At 42.6% G+C, this 15,178-nt stretch carries 15 protein-coding genes, 1 pseudogene and 1 riboswitch; of the genes and pseudogenes, 12 read left to right on the forward strand and 4 right to left on the reverse strand.

The window, feature by feature from the left end:
* The first annotated feature begins 52 nt into the window (after positions 1-52).
* Positions 53-233: riboswitch (Lysine riboswitch) on the forward strand.
* Positions 234-358: 125 nt separating this feature from the next.
* The 3 genes from ABC357_RS01085 to ABC357_RS01095 all read left to right on the forward strand — a co-directional run bounded on the left by ABC357_RS01085 (position 359) and on the right by ABC357_RS01095 (position 3,889).
* Positions 359-1,936, forward strand: coding sequence for a Na+/H+ antiporter NhaC family protein (locus ABC357_RS01085; protein WP_412885732.1), 1,578 nt, complete (start codon positions 359-361; stop codon positions 1,934-1,936).
* 310 nt (positions 1,937-2,246) lie between these two features.
* Positions 2,247-3,770 (forward strand): sodium-dependent transporter, encoded by a 1,524-nt coding sequence (locus ABC357_RS01090; protein WP_412885733.1) that lies wholly within the window; start codon positions 2,247-2,249, stop codon positions 3,768-3,770.
* Positions 3,770-3,889, forward strand: coding sequence for a methionine/alanine import family NSS transporter small subunit (locus tag ABC357_RS01095; protein WP_412885734.1), 120 nt, complete (start codon positions 3,770-3,772; stop codon positions 3,887-3,889). The genes ABC357_RS01090 and ABC357_RS01095 overlap by 1 nt, the downstream gene beginning before the upstream one ends.
* Positions 3,890-3,925: 36 nt before the next feature.
* On the opposite strand, the gene ABC357_RS01100 is transcribed toward ABC357_RS01095, so the two are convergent.
* Positions 3,926-4,873 carry a M23 family metallopeptidase gene (locus ABC357_RS01100; RefSeq protein ID WP_412888549.1) on the reverse strand — a complete coding sequence of 316 codons (948 nt, stop codon included), beginning with the start codon at positions 4,871-4,873 and terminating at the stop codon, positions 3,926-3,928.
* 208 nt (positions 4,874-5,081) lie between these two features.
* Here ABC357_RS01100 and lipA point away from each other — a divergent pair, with 208 nt between their 5' ends.
* Both lipA and ABC357_RS01110 read left to right on the forward strand, forming a co-directional pair.
* Positions 5,082-6,002, forward strand: coding sequence for a lipoyl synthase (gene lipA / locus ABC357_RS01105; protein WP_412885735.1), 921 nt, complete (start codon positions 5,082-5,084; stop codon positions 6,000-6,002).
* A gap of 131 nt (positions 6,003-6,133) precedes the next feature.
* Complete coding sequence (locus tag ABC357_RS01110; RefSeq protein WP_412885736.1) at positions 6,134-6,412, forward strand: YutD family protein; 279 nt, start codon at positions 6,134-6,136, stop codon at positions 6,410-6,412.
* A 229-nt stretch (positions 6,413-6,641) separates the two neighbouring features.
* On the opposite strand, the gene ABC357_RS01115 is transcribed toward ABC357_RS01110, so the two are convergent.
* Entirely contained in the window at positions 6,642-6,908 is a 267-nt protein-coding gene (locus tag ABC357_RS01115) for a DUF3055 domain-containing protein (protein ID WP_412885737.1), read from the reverse strand.
* 319 nt (positions 6,909-7,227) lie between these two features.
* On the opposite strand from ABC357_RS01115, the gene ABC357_RS01120 reads away from it, so the two are divergent.
* The 3 genes from ABC357_RS01120 (at position 7,228) to ABC357_RS01130 (ending at position 9,511) form a co-directional block, all read left to right on the forward strand.
* Complete coding sequence (locus ABC357_RS01120; RefSeq protein ID WP_412885738.1) at positions 7,228-7,674, forward strand: DUF86 domain-containing protein; 447 nt, start codon at positions 7,228-7,230, stop codon at positions 7,672-7,674.
* Positions 7,675-7,913: 239 nt separating this feature from the next.
* Positions 7,914-8,528 (forward strand): DedA family protein, encoded by a 615-nt coding sequence (locus ABC357_RS01125; protein ID WP_412885739.1) that lies wholly within the window; start codon positions 7,914-7,916, stop codon positions 8,526-8,528.
* 206 nt (positions 8,529-8,734) lie between these two features.
* Positions 8,735-9,511 (forward strand): TIGR01457 family HAD-type hydrolase, encoded by a 777-nt coding sequence (locus ABC357_RS01130; RefSeq protein WP_412885740.1) that lies wholly within the window; start codon positions 8,735-8,737, stop codon positions 9,509-9,511.
* A gap of 44 nt (positions 9,512-9,555) precedes the next feature.
* Here the strand turns inward: ABC357_RS01130 and ABC357_RS01135 are convergent, their stop codons facing one another.
* A complete protein-coding gene (locus tag ABC357_RS01135) occupies positions 9,556-10,050 on the reverse strand; it encodes a phosphatidylglycerophosphatase A family protein (protein ID WP_412885741.1) in 495 nt (164 codons plus the stop codon).
* A 214-nt stretch (positions 10,051-10,264) separates the two neighbouring features.
* Here ABC357_RS01135 and yutH point away from each other — a divergent pair, with 214 nt between their 5' ends.
* The 4 genes from yutH to thrB all read left to right on the forward strand — a co-directional run bounded on the left by yutH (position 10,265) and on the right by thrB (position 14,729).
* Complete coding sequence (gene yutH / locus ABC357_RS01140; protein WP_412885742.1) at positions 10,265-11,266, forward strand: spore coat putative kinase YutH; 1,002 nt, start codon at positions 10,265-10,267, stop codon at positions 11,264-11,266.
* 186 nt (positions 11,267-11,452) lie between these two features.
* Positions 11,453-12,751 (forward strand): homoserine dehydrogenase, encoded by a 1,299-nt coding sequence (locus tag ABC357_RS01145; RefSeq protein WP_412885743.1) that lies wholly within the window; start codon positions 11,453-11,455, stop codon positions 12,749-12,751.
* Positions 12,748-13,809, forward strand: a complete 1,062-nt coding sequence (thrC, locus tag ABC357_RS01150; protein WP_412885744.1) for a threonine synthase — start codon at positions 12,748-12,750, stop codon at positions 13,807-13,809. Before ABC357_RS01145 ends, thrC begins: the two co-directional genes overlap by 4 nt.
* Positions 13,806-14,729 (forward strand): homoserine kinase, encoded by a 924-nt coding sequence (gene thrB / locus ABC357_RS01155; RefSeq protein WP_412885745.1) that lies wholly within the window; start codon positions 13,806-13,808, stop codon positions 14,727-14,729. Before thrC ends, thrB begins: the two co-directional genes overlap by 4 nt.
* Before the next feature lie 105 nt (positions 14,730-14,834).
* Here thrB and ABC357_RS01160 read toward each other — a convergent pair.
* Positions 14,835-15,130: pseudogene (locus ABC357_RS01160) on the reverse strand (NifU family protein).
* Positions 15,131-15,178 lie beyond the last annotated feature (48 nt).

Genomic DNA, 15,178 nt, shown 5'->3' on the forward strand with positions numbered 1-15,178 from the left:
CCGCTCATAAATTGTTATATTATAAAAATAAAAAGAATAATTAACTATCACCGCATGGGGTAGAGGATGCAAAGCTGATCAGTAAGATATGTGAGGATGACAACGATGACCATATCTGAAAGGAAGATTTGCCGAAGTTATACAACTATTGTCAATAGGGTATGGCTGGGGCTGTTCTGAATAAGGACAGCACTGTCATTGAAGGAAATCTTCAATGGGGAGCTACAGAGCGATGGACGATAACATACATTACAAGAGTAATGAAGGGTTGTTTTCTATCCTTTCATTACTCTTTTTGTTTTCGTGAAGGAGTTCATGGTTTTCTCGCCCTTTTGAAACGGTAAAGGAGAGGTTTCAGATGGAAAATACAATTTACGCATTAATTCCGCCGGTTATAGCTATCATAATGGTTCTGGCGACGAAGAGAGTCTTATTATCTTTAGCGTTGGGAAGTATTTCGGCGGCATTGCTGCTGGCAGACTTCAACCCATTATCTGCTTTATCCAAACTGTGGAGTACATTGATTTCTTTGTTCATCAGTGATGGATCGATTAATACTGGTAAAGTATACATCCTGTTATTTTTGCTGATATTGGGGATCATTACAGCATTTGTCACCATTTCAGGCGGTAGCAGGGCATTTGGAGAATGGGCGTTAAAGAGGGTTAAAACGAGAACAGGCGCACAATTGACAGCGGGTATTCTTGGAATCATTATTTTTATCGATGATTATTTCAATAGCTTGGCGGTAGGGCAAATTTCCCGCCCATTAACAGATCGAAATCGAGTATCCCGGGCTAAGTTGGCTTATATCATCGATTCTACGGCAGCTCCTGTATGCGTCATTTCTCCAGTATCCAGTTGGGGCGCTTATATCATCGCGATAATGGCCCCGATTTTGGCAGCAAACTCCCTTGATATGAGCGGGTTTTCCGCGTTCATTCAAATGATTCCGATGAATTTTTATGTTTGGGCTTCACTTCTTCTTGTTTTTATAACATCTTGGAAGAATATCAACTTGGGTAGCATGAAAATACATGAGGAACGAGCACAGCGAACTGGGGTGGTCATGAATCCTGACAAGAAGGCGCCAGGTGAATTGAAGAGTGGCCTTCCGACTAGCTCAAAGGGCTCCGTTTATGATCTGCTGGTCCCTATAGCGGCGTTGGTTGCGGGAACTGTATCTGCTATGCTGTGGACGGGCAATCAGTCTGTGGGAGGCAATGCAACGATTTTGCAAATGTTTGAGAATACAGATGTGCCGACATCATTATTATACGGAGGATTATTTGGTTTAGTTGTGACGCTAGGATTATTTTTACGCCAGGTTTATATGAAAAAAGCGTTGCTGCCTAAATCATTGTGGACAGGCATCATGGAGGGCATACAATCGATGCTGCCCGCTGTATACATTCTCGTATTTGCTTGGGTGATTGTCGATTTGGTCGGTGCATTGCAAACCGGTTCGTATCTTGCAAGTTTAGTCGAGGAAGCAAATGTCAGCTCATCGATGATTCCTTTCATTTTGTTTATCATTGCAGGTGTAATGGCTTTGTCTACAGGTACATCATGGGGTTCGTTCGGTATCCTATTGCCTTTGGCGGGAGATATCGTGGCAACGATGGATTCTACTATGCTGCTGCCATCCCTGGCGGCTGTTCTAGCGGGGGCTGTGTTCGGTGACCATTGTTCGCCGATCTCGGATACAACTATCCTTTCTTCTACAGGGGCAGGCTGCGACCATATGGACCATGTAATGACTCAGCTGCCATATGCAATAGTATCAGCCTGTGTGTCAGGAATTGGATTTTTAATACTTGGATTTACAAATCAAGTATGGCTATCTTTAGTGGCTGTTGCTCTTCTCCTTTTTATTTTCTTATTTATTGCTTCTCGGCGTCCAGCTGGAATAAAGATAAGGGAAACAGTAAAATAATCAGATAGATAGGGAAGGATCCGCGATGGCGGATCCTTTTTTGTCGCAAGCGCCAACCCATCGAGGTCTTAAGGCATTGCCAGTTACTCGCCTTATGCTTGTCGGGGATAAACGGGCGCTTTCCGCTTTTCTTTGCAATAAGTCAACATCGGCTCATAGGCTAGCCTGTCCTATCTATTGATTATTAGATAGAGAATGGCAATCTAGTAGAAATGTGCCCATTATTTTGACAGGAAAGAGAAAAATCACTATAATTTAATTAATCAAAATAATTAGAAAATTTAATCGTTTTTAAGGAGGAGATTCTTATATGGAGAATCGCCAATCATTTGGTTCGAAATCAGGCTTTATTATGGCAGCAATCGGCTCGGCAATCGGCCTGGGAAATATATGGCGTTTTCCGGCAGTAGCTTATGAAAACGGAGGCGGCGCATTTTTTTTGCCGTATCTAATTGCTCTTTTGACAGCCGGAATTCCGATTTTGATTCTTGAATTTACACTCGGCCACAAATATCGGGGGTCGGCAGCTCTGACCTTTGGAAGATTAAGAAAGAAAACCGAATGGCTTGGATGGTGGCAAATTGCTATTGCTTTTGTAATCGCCACGTATTATTCGGTAATCATTGCCTGGGCGGGTTCATTTGCTTATTTTTCTTTCGGGGAAAAGTGGGGGGCAAACCCTGAGAACTTCTTTATGAATGATTACTTGCATAAGTCAGCTACAGCTGGTGATTTAGGCGGAATCGTCCCAGGCGTTTTCTTTCCGTTGCTGCTTGTTTGGATTGTTACTCTGGGGGTACTCGTCAAAGGCGTTAAAAAGGGGATTGAGAAAGCCAATAAGATCATGATCCCAACACTGGTTGTATTATTCATTATCATTGTTGTCCGCTCTCTCACTCTGGATGGTGCAATGGACGGGCTGGAAGCGTTATTTAAGCCTGACTGGAGCAAAATTATGAGTGCGAAAGTCTGGATGGCAGCGTACGGTCAGATTTTCTTCTCTTTATCTATAGGTTTTGCCATTATGGTTACGTATTCAAGTTATTTGCCGAAGAAGACAGATTTGACGAACAGTGCGTTTATCACGGGTTTTGCCAATTCAGGTTTTGAGCTGTTGGCAGGTTTCGGTGTATTTGCCGCTCTTGGATTTATGGCTAATCAACAAGGCGTACCTGTCAATGAAGTGGTGAGCAGTGGAATCGGCTTGGCATTTATCGTTTTCCCGAAAATCATTTCTTCTTTCCCTGCTTTGAACGGATTCTTTGGATTTGCTTTTTTCGGCTGCTTGGTGTTGGCCGGATTGACATCATTGATTTCGATTGTAGAAACGTTTGTTGCTGGCATCCAGGATAAATTCAATGTTTCCCGGGCAAAGGCAGTATTAGTGGGAGGCGGGCTTGCCGCTCTTATTTCAATTATTTATACGACGAAAAGCGGCCTGCAGTTTTTAGATTCCGCTGATTACTTCACTAACCAATTTGGTATCTCAGTGGCGGCGCTTGTTGAAATTATCCTTATTGCTTGGGTATTCCGCGAGCTTAAGAATCTTCAAAAGCATGCGGATGCTATTTCGGATATCAAGATTGGAGCCTGGTGGAGATTTTCACTAACCATCATTACACCGATTGTGCTTGGATATATGATGATTCAAAATATTATTGATAATATTAAACATAATTACAGTGATTATCCAACCGGATTTTTAATGTATGCCGGTTGGGGAGTAGCTCTCTTTGCTTTGGTGATCGGATTTATTATGATGACTTTCAAATGGAAGTCCAATGAGTTAAGTACCTCTACTGAGGAATCCAAGTACGAGGAGATGGCGAAATAATGAGCACAAGTGCGATTGTGATGATGTTAATAGGAATTGTTGTCATTTGGGGAGGCCTTGTGGCCAGCATTTCCAATTCAGTTGTACAAGGGAAAAAAAAGAAACACTCCTCCTTTTGACAATGGACAGAAGAGGCCAACATATTGTTGGCCTCTTTAACGTTTGCGCAATTTTTCTTGCCTTTCCCAAACTGTAAGATGATAATAAGGGTCGAAACTCCACTCGATTCGCCCATTATCCTTATACATGCCGAAATGGAGATGCGGAGGGAACTTACCTGCGGTTCCCGGAGGTCCATATCCAGTGCTGCCGACACTGCCGATTATCATACCTGGCTCAACCGTTTGCCCAATTTTCAGCCCTTTTGAAAAACCGCTGAGGTGGGCATAGTAATGATAAGTATTGTTGATATCGCGTATACCGATGCGCCAGCCCCCATAGCGGTTCCAGCCTTTTATCTCGATTATGCCATATGAGGTGGAGCGGACCGGTACACCATAACCGGCGAATATATCCGTCCCTTCATGTGTGCGTCGCCCTCCCCAGCCTCTTGCAGTTCCCCAAGTGCTGCGATAGCTGTAGGTAGAAGTAATGGGAACAGGAAAAGCTTTTTTATGGAGCGAAATACTATTATACTTTTTAAAGAGCTTGGCATTGCCCATAACAATCCCTACTGCTTTATCCCGATTGTAATATTTCCAGAGAGCGATCCGAAGATTGTCGTCGTTTGTGCCGTAGGAAGCCAGATATTCAGACATGGATACAAGGACATCCCAATCATTTTTGGCATTCGCTTTTCCGTCATTGTCCCCATCCTTTCCCATGCCTTCAAAAAATGAAATTCTTGAAGGGTTTGTATCGAATGCATTTGGATTCATCATGCCACTCCATTTTTCAGAGGGGATAAGAATGCCGATATGCCCTTGGGAATCAGGTAAATCGGTTCTTGCATTCCTCACACTGTGCTCATATTGATCGATGGCTGCTATGTAATACCAAGGAATGCTATAGAACGATTCAATCTGTTTATAAAGCTTCATCCTTGCTGCGTCTTCGGCAGAGTCCTGTGCGGCGTCTGCCGGGTCGCTCGTAAAGAATAGCATAGACAGAATCAGGACAGGCAGGCATGCAAATGCGATACGCACATTCTATCACTCCTTTTTATACATCTACTTGTAGTGTGCGATGTATGTAGGGTTTTACTATTATTAATTATTGGAAATGGAATGCCAAATGCTTGTAAGCAATAATTTCAATGTGTTACATTTACTACAAATCCTGTATTTTTTTAATAGATTGGAGCTGACTATTTTGAACAACAATGAGACTGAATATTTACGTAAGCCCGAATGGCTAAAAATAAAATTACATACTAATAAAAACTACACAGGGCTAAAGAAAATGATGCGGGAAAAAAACCTCCATACTGTCTGCGAGGAAGCTAAATGCCCTAATATCCATGAATGCTGGGCAGTGCGCAGAACAGCCACTTTTATGATCCTTGGATCGATCTGTACGCGTGCCTGCCGCTTCTGTGCAGTCAAGACTGGGCTACCTACTGAATTGGATTTGGCTGAACCGGAACGCGTAGCAGATTCAGTCGTTCAAATGAATTTAAAGCATGTGGTCGTTACTGCTGTTGCAAGGGATGATTTAAAGGATGGCGGAGCGGAAGTATTTGCAGAAACAGTCCGTGCCATTCGCAGGAAAAATCCATTCACTACAATTGAGGTCCTGCCTTCCGATATGGGCGGCGATTATGAGAATATCAAGACATTAATGGACGCTCGTCCAGATATTTTAAACCATAATATTGAGACGGTTAGAAGGCTTTCCAATCGTGTACGTGCGCGTGCCAAATACGACCGTTCATTGGAATTGCTGCAGCGTTCCAAAGACCTGCAGCCGGATATCCCTACTAAATCAAGCCTGATGGTAGGTTTGGGAGAAACATTTGAAGATATTATTGAAACGATGGATGATTTAAGAGCACATGATGTGGATATCATGACAATCGGCCAATATTTGCAGCCAAGCAAGAAACATCTGCCTGTGTTAAAGTATTATTCACCGCAAGAATTTGAAGAATTAAAAGAAATCGCCATGTCCAAAGGATTCTCCCATTGTGAAGCTGGTCCTTTAGTCCGTTCATCCTATCATGCAGATGAACAAGTGAATGCCGCAGCTAAAAAGAAACAAGAGAATGGCGAGCAAGCAATTGTGAACAGTTAAGCTTATCTTTGGCACTGTCCGTTCACACATATCCAACAGCTTTTGTTCGGTCCCTTTGAACAGAAGCTGTTTTTTTGGAAGCACGGATGGGGTATAATGGAGCAAGGATGTATGATCGAGGTGAGGAGAAAATGGTTACAATCAATAACTTGCAATATGAGTTGGTTGAAGACTACCGCAACGGCTATAATGAAGAAGCCTTTAAAGGCCGTTACAGTGAAATTTTAAATAAATATGACTATGTGGTAGGCGACTGGGGATATGGCCAGTTGCGTCTGAGAGGTTTTTTTGACGATCAAAACCAAAAGTCCTCATATGATACTAAAATAAGTACGTTGTCAGAATATCTATATGAATTTTGTAATTTTGGCTGTCCTTATTTCGTTGTTAAAAAGGTGAAAAAAGGATAGGGCTCCAATCGAAAGAAACTCAAGACATATTGAGTTTCTTTTTTATGAGAAAATAAGTAATCTTGTGAGTGCCATGGTTGAAAAATGTATCATACAGCTAAGCGGCTGGCGCCATCCCTTCGCGTCCTTAAGCCATGCTTCCATCAAAGGCGAAGAGCAGCCGTTGTCAGTATCAGAGTCTTCTTAAGCTTGTCGGGGATAGACGGGGCTTTTCGTTTGGGTTGTGTGGTCAGATGATCTGTTCCAAAAAGGAACGTAACTCTTTGGCCTGTTCTTCCGTCAAGTTGAATACATGCTCTAGGTATCCTTCTTCTTCAAGGTCATCCTGCCCGATGATCGCAAATGCGTTACTTTGCATATCAAGAACCAGCTGCTTCCCGAAAAAGCGTTCAGATGAGATAATCGCAAGATCAAAGCGTTGGCTTTCTCCCATAAAGCTGACAAACCTTGAGTTTGTCAGCTCTTTATAATCATATAAATAGAAGATGTCTTCCATAAAAAATCGCTCCTTAGACAATAGTGAAACGGTAAGGGGATTTTATGCCGATTTTTTTCATTTCGGGAAATGACCGGCATTAGAAATAAGGCGTTAATCATCTAATTTCTCCCTTTGCTTCCTTTTCCTTTTTCCTATTCTACCAGTTTTTTGTCCAAAAGTTTAAATAATCAAACTTCTTAAATGGAGGATTGGCTATTTTTGTCCAAGCAGCCTGCATTCGTGATAAAATGGAAGATGGAAATGATGGCCGAAATGGGGAAAAAACACGTTTCTTTGTGAGATTACGAAATTTGTGGATAGAAGGGAAGAATACGGAATGTACTTCGTTGATCAACAAAAAATAGAAAAAAACCTCGATTGCCTAGAGAGATATTCTAAAATGTATCAAGAAGAGAGCAAATGGGACAATAATATTCAATTATTGGCCTTGGAACGAATCGCCCATGTGATGACCGATTGCGTACTTGATATAGGGAACGCAATAATAGACGGCTTTATTATGAGGGACCCGGGAAGCTATGAAGATATTATTGATATCCTCTTGGATGAGAAAGTCATTAATGAGGAAATGGAAAAACAATTTAAGGCCATTCTGCCGATTCGCAAAATGATTGTCCAAGAATATTTGCAAATGGACCATGAAAAGGTTCGGGCTATTTTGAATGACAATATTGGAGCATTTTTAGCGTTTCCCGATGCAGTCAGAACATATTTGAAGAATGAATTGGGGCCGGTTTCAGCTTTTACACCGAACCAACAATAAATGAAGCAGGGAATCCCTGCTTTTTTTATTTGCTGACATCGATATGGAATCAGATAATAAGGGCTTAATGGCAAGGCTGCATCTTATTCATTGACTAGGCATAATGAATGTCTGAAATAATAGGGAATTGTTTTTTATCCAATTATCCTTGTTAAATGTGGAAAGATGCCTTAAAGTCTAAGGTGGCTAGTCTTTTTTTTCTAAAGAAGAAGCCTCTTAAAAATGTAGGAGTGATTAAGATGTCAGATTATATTCAAATGTTTATAGACTTTTTCCATCAGTTTGGCTATTTCGGGGTTCTTTTGGCGCTTTGTTTCGAATTTATCCCTGCTGAGCTAGTCTTGCCATTGGCTGGTTACGGTGTTGCGCAAGGGAAGTTCAATATTCATTTGCTGGCCCTTGCCGGTACAGTCGGAGGGACTATTGGGCCGATTACGCTATATATGCTGGGTAAATATGGCGGACGTCCGCTTGTTGAAAAGTACGGAAAGTATTTTTTGGTTTCAGAAAAACAAATCAATGCATCGGACCGTTTTTTTGAAAAATATGGACCGAGCGTGGCCTTTTTCGCCCGATTTCTTCCAGTTGTCCGCACAGCGATCTCTATTCCGTGCGGGATGACGAAAATGAGTCTTGGAAAATTCAGTGTGTACACGTTCCTGGCTATGTACCCTATCACTTATTTTTACTTGTATCTGGGCATGAAACTAGGGGAAAATTGGGAAGAAGCGGGAGCTATGTTCGACCAATATGCTTTCCCGATTGCAGCAATTGTTGTGATTTTGTTCGCCGGGTATGTTGCTTATAAACAATTGTTTGCCAATAAGCGAAAAGCAGAAAAAGTGCGTAACTAAGCAAATAGGAATGCCCACAGGGCACTTCTTCAGGCTGTGGCAAACTCGTATTCATTCGAGTCTGCCACAGCCTTTTTCTTTTGCATTCTACTGTATTATGGCCTTTTTGGCCATGATAAGCTTTGCAGACGTTTTGGCTGTATGTTAATGTATTTTAGAATAGTAATGAACAGATTTACGGGTATATATATGCAGGAGTGATAATCATGAAAGAGTATAAAGGATATTTAATCGATTTGGATGGAACCATGTATAGGGGCACAGAAATGATCGAGGAAGCGGGCCAGTTTATTAACGAGCTGAAAAGAAGAGGAATTCCGTATTTATTCGTGACGAATAATTCTTCACGGACTCCCGCGCAGGTTGCGGAAAAACTGCGGAATTTCAAAATTCCTGCTGAAGATCAGCAAGTATTCACAACGAGCCAGGCAACTGCGAACTACCTGTACCACAAGAAGCCGGATGCAACTGTCTATTTGATTGGCGAGGAGGGAATCCGGCAAGCATTGACAGAAAAGGGATTTACATTCGTGGATGAAAATCCGGATTTCGTCGTTACCGGCATTGACAGGGACATTACGTACGAAAAATTGGCGAAGGCCTGTCTGGGTGTACGGAGCGGAGCTGGTTTCATAGCTACGAATGGAGATATTGCCATTCCTACTGAAAGAGGGCTACTGCCAGGTGCAGGCTCTTTAACATCAGTCATTTCCGTTTCAACTGGGGTTGCTCCCACATTTATAGGGAAGCCCGAAAGTATTATTATGGAACAAGCCCAGGAAGTGCTGGGAGTCAGCAAAGAGGATACATTAATGGTCGGGGACAATTATGATACCGACATTATGGCGGGGATGAATGCAGGATTGGATACATTGCTTGTCCATACGGGGGTAACGACTCCGGAGCTATTGAAAAATTATAAAAAGCAGCCAACCTATGTCATTAATTCGTTGGATATGTGGCATTTTGCCGATCATAACTAAGCGTAAAAGGACCTCATCTTGTGAATGAGGTCCTTTTTACTTCGTTATTCAGAGTCTTCAGCTCTATGTGCCAATCGGCTGGAAGCAGCTGCTGCAATTGCACCTACTATATCATCCAAGAAAGTATGGCATTTTCCACTTGATTTGTCATTCAACTGCTTTAATATGCCAGGCTTCTGCTTGTCGATATAACCATAATTCGTAAAACCGATAGATCCATAGACGTTTACAATAGAAAAGGCGAGGATCTCGTCAACGCCATACAAACTCTCATCAATAGCAATAATGGTTTGCAACGGTTCGGACAGCACCCCTTTTTCTGCGAGCATGTCTAATTGGATGCCGGTGAGTATGGCATTTTGAACCTCTCGTTTGGAAAGCACTCTTTCTACGTTATGCAGGCAGTCTTCAATCGTAAGGTTATCATGGTAGGACTTTTGCAAATACATAACTAATTCAGCAATATCCATCAATGTTACCCCGCGCTCAAGCATCCATTTCCGTGCCGTTTGTTCAGTTACATTTTCTTGTTCCTTCATCGTGTTGACCTCACCTTTTTTTATTTAATGATTAACCAATCTAGAAAGGATAGTAATGTATCGTATGCAGGCAAGCCTGTACTATTCACTTATCTGTTAAAAAGATAATTTCTTGCCGGATGCGAAAGTATGAAAATGTGCAAGCGGCATTCATATATATACAAATAGGATGCACATGACGGTACTGGTTTAATCGGAGGAAGGGGAGAATATCATGATTGAAGATGCAATCTACCAGAATTATGGACTCGTTATGGAAAGACAGGGGATGAGCGGCCGCTATAGGCACTTTTTTTCCGGCGATGCCATGTATACGATCGTCCCTATTTATGAGGTGGATGAAAAGGAACTGACAGAAAGGCTGAAGATGGCAGAGTTTATGCAGCAACAGGGGGACCATTTTGTTTCAACATTTATTGCCAATAATGAGGGTACCTATTTATCTGAAGACGAGGAAGAAATTTTTCTATTATTGGGCAATGCTTACTTGTTGGAGCCAAGAGATCAAAGGATGGGCGGGAAGTTAGCCAAATTCCATAATAGGGCCAGGCTATTTCCTGAACAAATAGTTTCCTGCAATCGCATCGGCCAATGGAAAGAGCTCTGGGAAACAAGATTGGATGGAGTGGAGGCCGTCTGGAGAGATAAGCTGCATGCCCACCCCGCCAATGATTTTGAAAAACTATTTGTTGATTCATTTCCGTATTATTTGGCGATGGGCGAAAATGCGATCCAATATTTGGTTGATAGTGAATTAGATGATGAACCGACTTCCTTTGACGGCGGAACCATTTGCCATGAACGGTTTTATAGCGAACTATGGACAGGAGAGTTTTTAATGAAAAACCCGTTCGATTGGGTATTTGATCACCAATCCAGAGATTTGAGTGAATGGATCCGGGAAAGTGTGCACCGCTATCCGCAAACGTACCAGCCTGGAATGGTCCATTTTTTATCGGAATATCAAGATATGACCCCGATGTCCAGCTTTTCGTGGAGGTTGCTTTATGCGCGGCTTCTGTTTCCTGTCCATTATTTGGAGAGGATTGAAGACTACTTTATGGGAGGAACGCAAAGCGACCAGAAGCGAAGAGAAGAACAGATGGAGGAACAATTGAAACAATCGCATCATTATGAGGAGTTTCTACGCCAATTTCATGAAGTCAATGGCGTTCCGCTCCAGCAAATGAAAATACCTAAAATCGACTGGCTATAAAGGAATTGACAATTTCTGCTTTCCATCTGTTTTTTCTCCTTTTCTTGTCTATTTATTGGTACAATACTATTAACTTATTATTCTGTTATTTTTGACTATTGAAAACTGAATCGATAAGGACTATAATGTCTTTTATATAAAAACAAATGTTTTTTCGGAAAGAACAACAGAGAGGGAGAAGAGACAATGGATGCAATCTCGATTGGATTATTAGGCTTGGGAACAGTTGGTTCAGGTGTTGTAAAAATAGTTGAGAACCATCAAGATAAATTGATGCACCAAATCGGTTGCCCTGTAAAAATCAATAAAATCCTCGTGAAAGATTTAGAAAAAAAGAGGGATGTGGCAATCAATAAAGATATTTTGACCGATTCACCAGATGACATTCTCGAAAACCCCGATATTGATATAGTGATTGAGGTGATGGGGGGCATTGAAGAAACGCGAAAATACTTACTGAAAGCAATCCGGAATAAAAAACATGTTGTGACAGCCAATAAGGATTTAATGGCTCTGCATGGCCCGGAGCTGCTGGGTGAAGCGACCCGCAATAAATGCGATCTTTTCTATGAAGCCAGTGTGGCGGGAGGGATCCCGATATTGCGCGGTTTAGTGGATGGCCTTGCATCGGATAGGATTACAAAAATGATGGGGATTGTGAACGGAACAACAAACTTTATTTTGACAAAAATGACTAAATTCGGCAGCCCCTATGAAGAAGTGCTGCTCCAGGCACAAAAACTGGGATATGCAGAAAGCGACCCGACATCGGATGTGGAAGGATTGGATGCCGCCAGAAAGATGGCTATTCTCGCTACACTTGGATTTTCGATGAATATTGATTTAGATGATGTAAGCGTTGAAGGAATCACGAATATAACAGAGGAAGATATCAATTACAGCAAACAATTAGGCTATACGATGAAGCTGATCGGCATAGCGGATCGCGTCGGGGAAAAGGTGGAAGTAAGCGTACAGCCTGCCTTATTGAATGAATCTCATCCTCTTGCGAGTGTGAGTGATGAGTATAATGCCGTCTATGTATACGGTGAAGCAGTCGGAGAAACGATGTTTTACGGCCCTGGTGCAGGCAGCTTGCCGACTGCCACAGCCATCGTGTCCGATTTAGTCGGTGTCATGAAAAATATGCGCATGGATGTTAATGGGAGAAGCGCAGTAGCGCCTCAATATGAGAAAAATTTAAAAGCCGATAACGAAATTTTTGCCAAATATTTCCTGCGTCTGCATGTTAAGGATGAAATCGGCGTGTTCGCAACCATTACGACATTATTTGCTGAGCACTCCATTTCATTCGAAAAAATTCTGCAATTGCCGCTGGATGAGAAGGATCACGCAGAAATTGTCCTTGTCACACATAGTGCGTCCTTGAAGGATTTTAATGAGATCCTCCAACAGCTTCGCGATAATGAATTGGTTTTAGATATTAAAAGCACGTACCGAGTTGAGGGGGATGAAGTGAAATGAGCTGGAAAGGGTTAATCGAAGAATACAGAGAGTTTTTACCCGTTACCGAACAAACACCGAAATTAACATTATTGGAAGGAAATACCCCATTGTTGAAATGCGAAAACCTTTCGGAAGAATGGGGAATCGATCTGCATGTCAAGTATGAAGGAGTCAATCCGACCGGTTCATTTAAAGATAGAGGCATGGTGATGGCTGTCGCTAAAGCCGTGGAAGAAGGCAGTGATTCCATTATTTGTGCATCAACCGGAAATACATCTGCAGCGGCAGCAGCTTATGCAGCAAGGTTGGGAATCCGCTGCATCGTCGTTATTCCTGATGGGAAAATTGCGATGGGGAAACTTGCCCAGGCAGTGATGTATGGAGCTGAAATTGTTGCGATTGACGGTAATTTTGACCATGCTTTATCTATTGTTCGCAGCATTAGCGAACAATCCCCGATTGCCCTAGTGAATTCAGTCAACCCTTATCGGATTGAAGGGCAAAAGACGGCTGCGTTTGAAATTTGCGATGCGCTTGGCGATGCGCCGGATGTGTTGGCGATCCCGGTCGGGAATGCCGGCAATATTACTGCCTATTGGAAAGGGTTTAAAGAGTATCATGGCAAAAGAGGTACGAAGCTTCCGGAAATGCACGGATTTGAAGCAGAAGGCGCTGCCGCCATTGTCCATGACCGGGTATTTGAAGAGCCTGAAACCATTGCGACTGCAATCCGTATTGGAAATCCTGCCAGTTGGAAATTTGCTGTCGAGGCTGCTAATGAATCGAACGGTAAAATTGATGAAGTATCAGATGAAGAAATCCTTGAAGCCTATCGCTTGCTGGCCAGAAAAGAGGGGATTTTCGCCGAGCCTGGTTCTTGCGCAAGCATTGCGGGTGTCATGAAACAGCTTAAATCAGGAGACATTAAAAAAGGAAGCAAGGTAGTCGCTATTTTAACCGGGAATGGATTGAAAGATCCTGCAACGGCTGTGGAATACAGTGATATCAAACCTGTCGTGCTTCCGGCTGATGAAGAGGAAATCTTGAACCATATTAAAGGTGTGGCCCGTGTATGAATGATGACATGATGTTCAGCATTAGAGTGCCTGCAAGCACAGCAAACTTGGGACCGGGATTTGATTCGATCGGTTTGGCTCTTTCACTTTATCTGACAGTAGATGTGTATGAAAGTGAACGGTGGGAAGTGGAACCATTATCTGATGAAATGGAAATTTTCCCGAGGGATGATACGCATTTCATTATTCAAATAGCGAAAAAGACTGCAGAGCGGTATGGAAAGGAATTGCATCCATGTTCCTTACAGATATCCAGTGAAATTCCATTGGCAAGGGGGCTAGGCAGCAGTGCTTCCGCTATAGTCGCAGGTATACAGCTTGCGGATATACTTGGCGGCCTGCAACTGTCCGTAGAAGAAAAAGTCCACTTGGCTTCATTGGAAGAGGGGCATCCCGACAATGCGGGTGCATCTGTAACAGGAGGCCTTGTCGTCGGATTGCACGAACAGGAAAACACCCGACTGCTTTCTTTTTCTCTGCAGAATGTTGAGGTTGTGGCAGTCATTCCATCGTATGAATTATTGACGAAAGAATCGCGCAGTGTCCTTCCTGAGAAGCTTCCATATAAAGATGCGGTGAAGGCGAGTGCCGTAGCCAATACCTTCTTGGCGGCCTTATTATCGGGCAATTATACAGCAGCAGGTGAAATGATGAAGCAGGATTTGTTCCATCAGCCTTACCGCCGCCCTCTTGTTCCATTATTGGGACAAGTAGAGGAGATTGCCGGTAAGGCAGGAGCCTTCGGTACAGCATTAAGCGGTGCTGGACCTAGTATTGTCGCTTTGGCTGAGAAAGAATGCATTCCTGAATTGCTGGAAGTTTTGAGGGCGGGGTTGCCTGACTGCAAGGTCCTTCATCTCCCTATCGATGAGGGAGGCTGCGTTGTCTTGTATGATAATGAGAAGGTAGAGAGCCTATAACGAAAAAAGCTAAGCATAGTTACCGGCTTAGCTTTTTTCATGTAGAGGAAAATCATTATATAAAAAAAGCCCAGCGCATAAGGAGCCGCTGAGCGATTTTATTTATTAGAAAACTTGTTCTACTTCTACAACACCAGGTACTTCTTCAAGAAGAGCACGCTCGATGCCTGCTTTAAGCGTAATAGTAGAACTTGGGCAGCTGCCGCATGCACCAAGCAAACGAAGTTTTACAATACCATCTTCAACATCGACAAGTTCACAGTCTCCCCCGTCACGCAACAAGAATGGACGCAGTTTATCAAGAACTTCTTGAACTTGGCCAAACATAGCTTGTTCAGACATTTCATCGACTCCTTTCTATTTCTATACATATTATAATCACAAAATGGCAAAAAATCCATTGAGTATTCTCGCTTTCGAAAAAGTTGGGTTTCCTCTACAATGACAAG

Origin of the sequence: Bacillus kalamii, from assembly GCF_047238185.1 — a bacterium.
GTDB lineage: Bacteria > Bacillota > Bacilli > Bacillales > DSM-1321 > Bacillus_AD.